Source organism: Acidimicrobiia bacterium (assembly GCA_016650365.1).
Taxonomy (GTDB): domain Bacteria; phylum Actinomycetota; class Acidimicrobiia; order Spongiisociales; family JAENVV01; genus JAENVV01.
Window position 1 is genome coordinate 1 of the sequence record JAENVV010000023.1, and the last position, 5,908, is coordinate 5,908.

8 protein-coding genes are annotated in these 5,908 nt (G+C 60.4%); 3 read left to right on the forward strand and 5 right to left on the reverse strand.

Going from position 1 to position 5,908, the window contains the following annotated elements; all coding sequences use genetic code 11:
* The 4 genes from JJE47_01345 to JJE47_01360 all read right to left on the reverse strand — a co-directional run.
* Positions 1-935, reverse strand: a 935-nt coding sequence (locus JJE47_01345) for an NADH-quinone oxidoreductase subunit D (GenBank protein ID MBK5266056.1), incomplete at its 3' end; no start/stop codon positions are given.
* Complete coding sequence (locus JJE47_01350) at positions 932-1,585, reverse strand: NADH-quinone oxidoreductase subunit C (GenBank protein ID MBK5266057.1); 654 nt, start codon at positions 1,583-1,585, stop codon at positions 932-934. The genes JJE47_01350 and JJE47_01345, both read right to left, overlap by 4 nt.
* Positions 1,566-2,063, reverse strand: coding sequence for an NADH-quinone oxidoreductase subunit B (locus JJE47_01355; protein ID MBK5266058.1), 498 nt, complete (start codon positions 2,061-2,063; stop codon positions 1,566-1,568). The genes JJE47_01350 and JJE47_01355 overlap by 20 nt, the downstream gene beginning before the upstream one ends.
* The gene (locus JJE47_01360) at positions 2,054-2,425 is read right to left on the reverse strand and encodes an NADH-quinone oxidoreductase subunit A (protein ID MBK5266059.1); all 372 of its coding nucleotides are present in this window, start codon (positions 2,423-2,425) and stop codon (positions 2,054-2,056) included. The genes JJE47_01355 and JJE47_01360 overlap by 10 nt, the downstream gene beginning before the upstream one ends.
* 120 nt (positions 2,426-2,545) lie before the next feature.
* Here JJE47_01360 and JJE47_01365 point away from each other — a divergent pair, with 120 nt between their 5' ends.
* From JJE47_01365 to JJE47_01375, 3 genes are read left to right on the forward strand one after another with little or no spacing between them, the layout of a single operon-like run.
* Positions 2,546-3,505: a glycerate kinase gene (locus JJE47_01365; protein ID MBK5266060.1), complete on the forward strand. Its 960-nt coding sequence runs from the start codon at positions 2,546-2,548 to the stop codon at positions 3,503-3,505.
* Positions 3,506-3,515: 10 nt separating this feature from the next.
* The gene (locus JJE47_01370; GenBank protein ID MBK5266061.1) at positions 3,516-4,622 is read left to right on the forward strand and encodes an alkaline phosphatase family protein; all 1,107 of its coding nucleotides are present in this window, start codon (positions 3,516-3,518) and stop codon (positions 4,620-4,622) included.
* Between the two features lie 27 nt (positions 4,623-4,649).
* Positions 4,650-5,315: a septum formation family protein gene (locus JJE47_01375; GenBank protein MBK5266062.1), complete on the forward strand. Its 666-nt coding sequence runs from the start codon at positions 4,650-4,652 to the stop codon at positions 5,313-5,315.
* On the opposite strand, the gene JJE47_01380 is transcribed toward JJE47_01375, so the two are convergent.
* Positions 5,312-5,908 (reverse strand): hypothetical protein (locus tag JJE47_01380; protein MBK5266063.1); only part of this gene is annotated, 597 nt, incomplete at its 5' end. The genes JJE47_01375 and JJE47_01380 overlap by 4 nt on opposite strands.

Below are 5,908 nucleotides of genomic sequence, written 5' to 3' on the forward strand. Positions count from 1 at the left end.
CCCGAAGGAATCTGATCCACGGCTTGCTGCACGATGTGGGCCGCCTGACGGATCTCTTCCAAACGGACTTGCCAGCGATCGAACGAGTCGCCAACCGTGCCGGTGACCACCTCGAAGTTGACCTGATCGTATGGCAGATAGTCGGTGTGGGTTCGGAGATCGAAAGCGACACCCGAAGCACGTAGGTTGGGACCGGAAACCCCGAAGTCTGCAGCGAGTGCCGCTGACATGATGCCAACGCCCTTACAGCGGGCGAGGAAAATCTCGTTGCCCGTAACAAGTTCATCGAACTGATCACAGGTGGACAGCAGCTCATCCATGGCATCACGGGTCGCTTGCAGGAATCCCTTTGGCAGGTCCTGCACCGTCTTTTTCTGGCTCGGTCCTGCTCCGGCGTTCGGCTTTACGCCACCGATGCGGTTGAAGTTGGGGTGGAAGCGACCGCCAGTGACAGACTCGATCAAGTCGAGGATTCTCTCGCGTTCACGTAAGGCAAACATGAGCGGGGTGGTGGCGCCGAGTTCGAGCGGGTACGAAGCCATGAACATCAGGTGGCTGGAAATACGGGCCATCTCGGTGAGAATCATCCGAATGTACCGGGCTCGTTCCGGAACTTCGATGTCCATCAGTTTCTCGGTGGCGGCCATGAACGGGATCTCGTTGGCAAACCCGGACACCCAGTCAATTCGGTTCACGAGTGCCGTGATTTGAGGGTAGGTACGCACTTCTGCGATCTTTTCGTACCCCCGGTGCATGTACCCGATGACCGGTTTCACGTCGGTTACCCGTTCGCCATCGACCTGGGCGACAATCCGTAGCACACCGTGGGTCGATGGGTGCTGGGGGCCGATGTTCAGGGTCATATCCGGCGTCTGGAGCTCGAGCGCCACGCTGACTTCTGAGAAATGCTTGAGTGCGTCTTGTTCGAGGGTCATCGGCCAGGGTTTTCTGTGCTGACTCCGGACGGCAAGGTTTCGGCGTCTGAGCTGTCGGAATCTTCGGAAGGTTCGGTCGAATCCGGCATGCCTTCGACATCAACCATCCCCGGCCATGGTTTCACCTCGCGGCTCAGGAGCGGGAAGGACTTGCGAAGTGGGTGGCCTTCGAACTCGCTCGGCAGGTACAGCTTTTCGAGCTGCGGATGACCCACAAAGTCGATGTTGAACATTTCGGCTGCTTCACGTTCATGCCAGTTGGCTCCGGCATAGACGGTGGTAAGGGTCGCCAGCGCCGCGCCGTCGACCAGGAGGGCCGTTGAAAAGTGCACGAGTCGTCCGTCGGTGAGGTCTCCAACTGCGGCAAGGACCTCGAGTCGTTCATTGACGGTTTCGGCGGGGGGATCGCCAACTTCGACGTCATTGGTCCAGTGGATAGCCGAAAGAAACGAGAAGAAGATCAGCCCGAGGTCGGTTTTGGCCGTTCGGAGGCTGTTCACCCACGCATCAGGGGCAACCACCACCTTCACAGTCGCAAAATTCGTCGACCAACTGAGCGCTCCAACGGCATCTGCAACGGCCGCCGCATAGGCGTCCAGCTCAACAGAAGCTTCATCGGGTGCCGGTAGATCAGACGGGCTGGTGGTCACGTTCCATCCACTTCTCGCGCATATCCTCGGCCTGGATCTTTTTCTGGAGTAGGACGATTCCGTCCATCAGTGCCTCCGGGCGAGGCGGGCAGCCCGGGATGTACACGTCAACGGGAATAATCTGATCGACACCCTTGGTAACCGAGTAGGAATCCCAGTAAGGGCCACCACAGTTGGCGCACGAGCCCATCGAGATGACGTATTTTGGGTCGGGCATCTGATCGTAAAGCCGACGAACCGACGGGGCCATCTTGTCGGTAACGGTTCCTGCCACGATCATCAGGTCGGCTTGACGCGGTGAGGCGGGAAACGGAATGATGCCAAATCGCATCATGTCGTAACGGGGTCCTGCGGCGGCAATCATCTCGACCGCACAGCAGGCGAGCCCGAACTGGAACATCCACAAGGAATACTTGCGGGACCAGTTCAATAACGAACTGATCGGCTTTGGAATGCCGAACCTCTCGACTACTCCCATCGGAGCACCCCTTTTCGGATGGCGTACACAAGGCCCAGAACGAGAATCCATATGAAAATGAGCATTTCCACGAGACCAAACGTTCCGAGCTGCTCGAGACGGATGGCCCACGGGAAGATGAACACGGCCTCGACGTCGAAGATGACGAACAGGAGGCCGTAGGCGTAGTACCGAACATAGGACTGGCTCCAGCCAGATCCGACAGGATCGACACCACATTCGTAGGTAAGGAGCTTGGTCGGCGTCGGGTTCTTCGGGCGGATCAGCCAGGTGATCACCAGCGTCGCCGCCACAAGAGCAGCGCCGAAGCCGGCAAAGGCGCCGACCGTTATGTACTGCTCAAAGTACTCCACTTGCCCCATCCTCTAACGGCGGACTCACGCCGCGTCGAATACACGAAGTCGGGCGCAAGTATAGGGTGCTGAAAGAGACGGCCAAACCTCTCCGACATTCAGGATGATCCTTTGCGAATCCTTGCTGCGATGGACAAGTTCAAAGGCACCCTCTCGGCCATGGATGCGGCGCAATCCGTCTGCCGTGCAGCGGGCGATCATTGGTGCGACGCATGCCCGGTCGGTGACGGCGGAGACGGGACCATTGAAGCGTTCGGTCGGCCAAATCGTGTCTCGCGGGTCGTCGGACCCCATGGACAGGATCTCGACGCTATTTGGCTACTTGACAGCGACACTGCCTATATCGAAATGGCCGCGGCCTCCGGCCTGGTAGTGAGCAACGATCGCCACCACCCTGTCGAGGCCACCACCTATGGAACCGGCCAGTTGATCGCCGAGGCCATCCGGCTCGGCGCCGGCCGAATCCTGGTTGGCGTCGGCGGGTCGGCAACCACCGACGGTGGTGCCGGCGCCATCGGAGCTGTTACTCCCCTGCTTGAAGACGGTCGACTCCCGATACCGGTCACAGTTCTGTGTGACGTCTCAACGGTCTTCACGGATGCCGCAAGCATCTTCGGGACACAAAAAGGTGCCTCCCCGGCCCAGGTCGACATACTGACCGAACGACTCCGCTCGATGCGAACCGGGTGGCTCGATCGTTTCGACGTCGACGAGATCGCCGGTTCGGGTGCCGGTGGTGGACTGGCCGGTGGACTGGCCAGTCTCGGAGCCGACCTGAAACCGGGGTTTTCGATGGTCGCCGAACACCTGGACCTGGCCAGGAGAATTACGGAGGTCGATCTGATCTTCACCGGCGAAGGGCGCTTCGACGAGACGTCCCGACAGGGAAAAGCCGTCGGTGGGGTACTCGGCCTTGCCGCAAACGCCGGGGTTCGGACGATTGTCGTTGCCGGAACCACTTCAGAGGCTGGACCGGATGTCATTTCGCTCGTAGACCGATATGGTGACGCCGCGTGGAACGATCCTGCGGCTTGTATCGAGGCAGCAGTGCGAGAAGTGCTCGACGGGCCGGCGACCACCAGCCGGTAAGCTCGCGTCTATGCGTCCACCCCGGGTCAACGGCCGATCGTTGGTCAATCTGATTGCCGAACTCGAACACCGACTGACCGGCAGCTGCCAGGCTCCTCGACTCGATGCGGACCTGGCCGATCTGATCCCGGCAGGAGAAACCTATGTGCTCACCCTGTTCGACGGCCTGGGCGTCCATCAACTTGACCACCGCAATGCCTCAGATCTAGCCGCCGCCAACGTGGCCACCATTGATGCGATGTTCCCATCGACGACCACGGTAAGCCTGTCGACCATCGCGACCGGCATGATGCCCACCCAACACGGAATCATCGGCTACCTCATGAACTTTCCCGAACATGGCGTTGTCAACATGTTGAAATGGGCGAAGCCGGGAGGGCCGCCCATCGAAGCAGACACCACCGACCTGTTGCCGACGCCGAACCTGTGGGAACGGCTTCAACTGGCGGGAGTAGAACCGATCTGCGTCCAACCTGGCAATTTTCAAGGCACTCCCCTGACCCGCGCCCTGTACCGGGGCGCCCGGTTCGAAAGCGTATGGACCGAGAACGACATCATCGACGCCACGGCTCAATTGGCCGCCGAACCGGGCCGGTTGATATTCACCTATGTGCCCCATGTCGATGTCGCCGCTCACGTTGGGGGACAGCGATCAGACGGCTATGCCACGGCGATGCGGACTGCCAATACGATTTGGCAGACGATCGCCAACCGTCTTACCGACCATGCCGTGATGGTGGGTACGGCTGATCACGGCCACCTCGACTACGCCGAAGACCACAAACTGGACTTGCCGGCCACCGACCTTACGATCTTCGGAGAACCGCGGGCGATTTACGTATCGGGGGACGGGAGTGATTCGGCCGAAGTACCACCAGGTCTGGCGGGGTTTCCGGCCCGGTGGGTTCCGAAATCCGAATTACGAAAATGGCTGGGTCCGGGTGCTCCGCATCCCGCTCTCGAAGAGCGATTGCCAGATGGCGTTTTGCTTCCAGACGCCGGTTACCTACTCCTCGCCAGTTATATGGACCGACGCCTGATCGGCATGCATGGCGGGCTTGAGCCAGGCGAACTCGAGATCCCGATCCTGGTTGCACGTCCAGCGACCGGTTCCTGACTACCGTCGTCCGAACAGATCCTGGAGATGGCCACGAACTGCGGTACCTGCGGAACAGCAACGACAGCCGCGACCTGCCCTCGCTGCGGCGCAACGGTCGCTCCCCTCGCCGCGGACCCCTTCGCGACCGACCCGTTCGCAGGTCCCCGCTCCGACTCACCGGCTACCCCGCCCACCATCACCGGTCGCGGGCCGGTTACCGGAAGACCGGTTGGTTCCGAGCTTCTTCCAAAAAAGGGTAAAAGCCCGATCAAGGAGATAGCCGGCGGGATCGCTCTCCTGATCTTTCTGGCCGTCATCGGGATCGGAATCTTTCCCCGCATCTTCGGAGACTTCTCAAACTTGCCTGAGATCAACGCTTTTACCGCCGGGACGTGCTTCATCATCGATGGTCCAGGGATTTTCTCCGAGACCGCCTGCTCAAACCCTCACGATGGCGAAGTGGTTGGCGGGGCCGACTGGGAAGGCGCCGAAGACTATCCGGGAACAGACGTTTTGGAAGGTTGGGCGAACACGGCCTGCATCGGCCAGTTCGCGGAGTTTGTCGGTATCGAGCCCGACTCATCAGACTTGAACCTTGGCGTGCTGTACCCATCGAAGTCATCGTGGCAAGAAGGCGACCGCCGGGCCGTCTGTGCCGTTCAGTTTGCCGACGCACCCGAAACAGGTTCCATCGGTCAGAGCCGGCGTTAGCCGGTCGTACGGTCGAGCACCTCGAAGATGGTCGATTCCCAGAGGGCAGCCTCGGCCGGGTCGTACACGACGATGATGGCAATCGCCCCGGCGTCGGTGTTCCCGAAGCCCGCCTTCACTGGCGCTCCGCTAAAACTTCCGTCGAGAATTGACCAATCGATCCCGTTGGCCGAGTAACCAGTGCTGCTGTCGCCATCAAGGCCAAACTGGGGGCCGAGCGCGCCGACCAGCAGGTCCTTGTCAACGGACGGAAAGCCCACCACGAATAGAACCGTCGTATCCAGGTCGGTCTCGCCTCTCGTCCAGACGCCGTCGTTGACCTCTTCCCAGCCCTCGGGTCGGACGGTGGTAACCCCGGCCAAGCCATCGATGGACACCTCGACATATCCGCTCGGACCCGTCGCCAAAGCCGGGTCAAGGAACTCGGGGGGGGCGAGCGTGTCGATACACGAATCGTTCGGTTCGATATCGGGGTCATCGAGAAACGCCAGCATCAGAGTTTGCGCACAGAGATCGGTGGCCGTGGCGGCATGTCCCGAAAAGAACTCCCGATAGAAGGAGTTTGGAAGATGCTCGGCAACTCCTGTCCCCCA

What these genes read in the sequence shown, in the direction of transcription:
- JJE47_01355 (MBK5266058.1), bottom strand. Translation starts at nt 2,063, where the DNA reads ATGGGAGTAGTCGAGAGGTTCGGCATTCCAAAGCCGATCAGTTCGTTA.
- JJE47_01360 (MBK5266059.1), bottom strand. Translation starts at nt 2,425, where the DNA reads ATGGGGCAAGTGGAGTACTTTGAGCAGTACATAACGGTCGGCGCCTTT.
- JJE47_01365 (MBK5266060.1), top strand. Translation starts at nt 2,546, where the DNA reads ATGGACAAGTTCAAAGGCACCCTCTCGGCCATGGATGCGGCGCAATCC.
- JJE47_01370 (MBK5266061.1), top strand. Translation starts at nt 3,516, where the DNA reads ATGCGTCCACCCCGGGTCAACGGCCGATCGTTGGTCAATCTGATTGCC.
- JJE47_01375 (MBK5266062.1), top strand. Translation starts at nt 4,650, where the DNA reads ATGGCCACGAACTGCGGTACCTGCGGAACAGCAACGACAGCCGCGACC.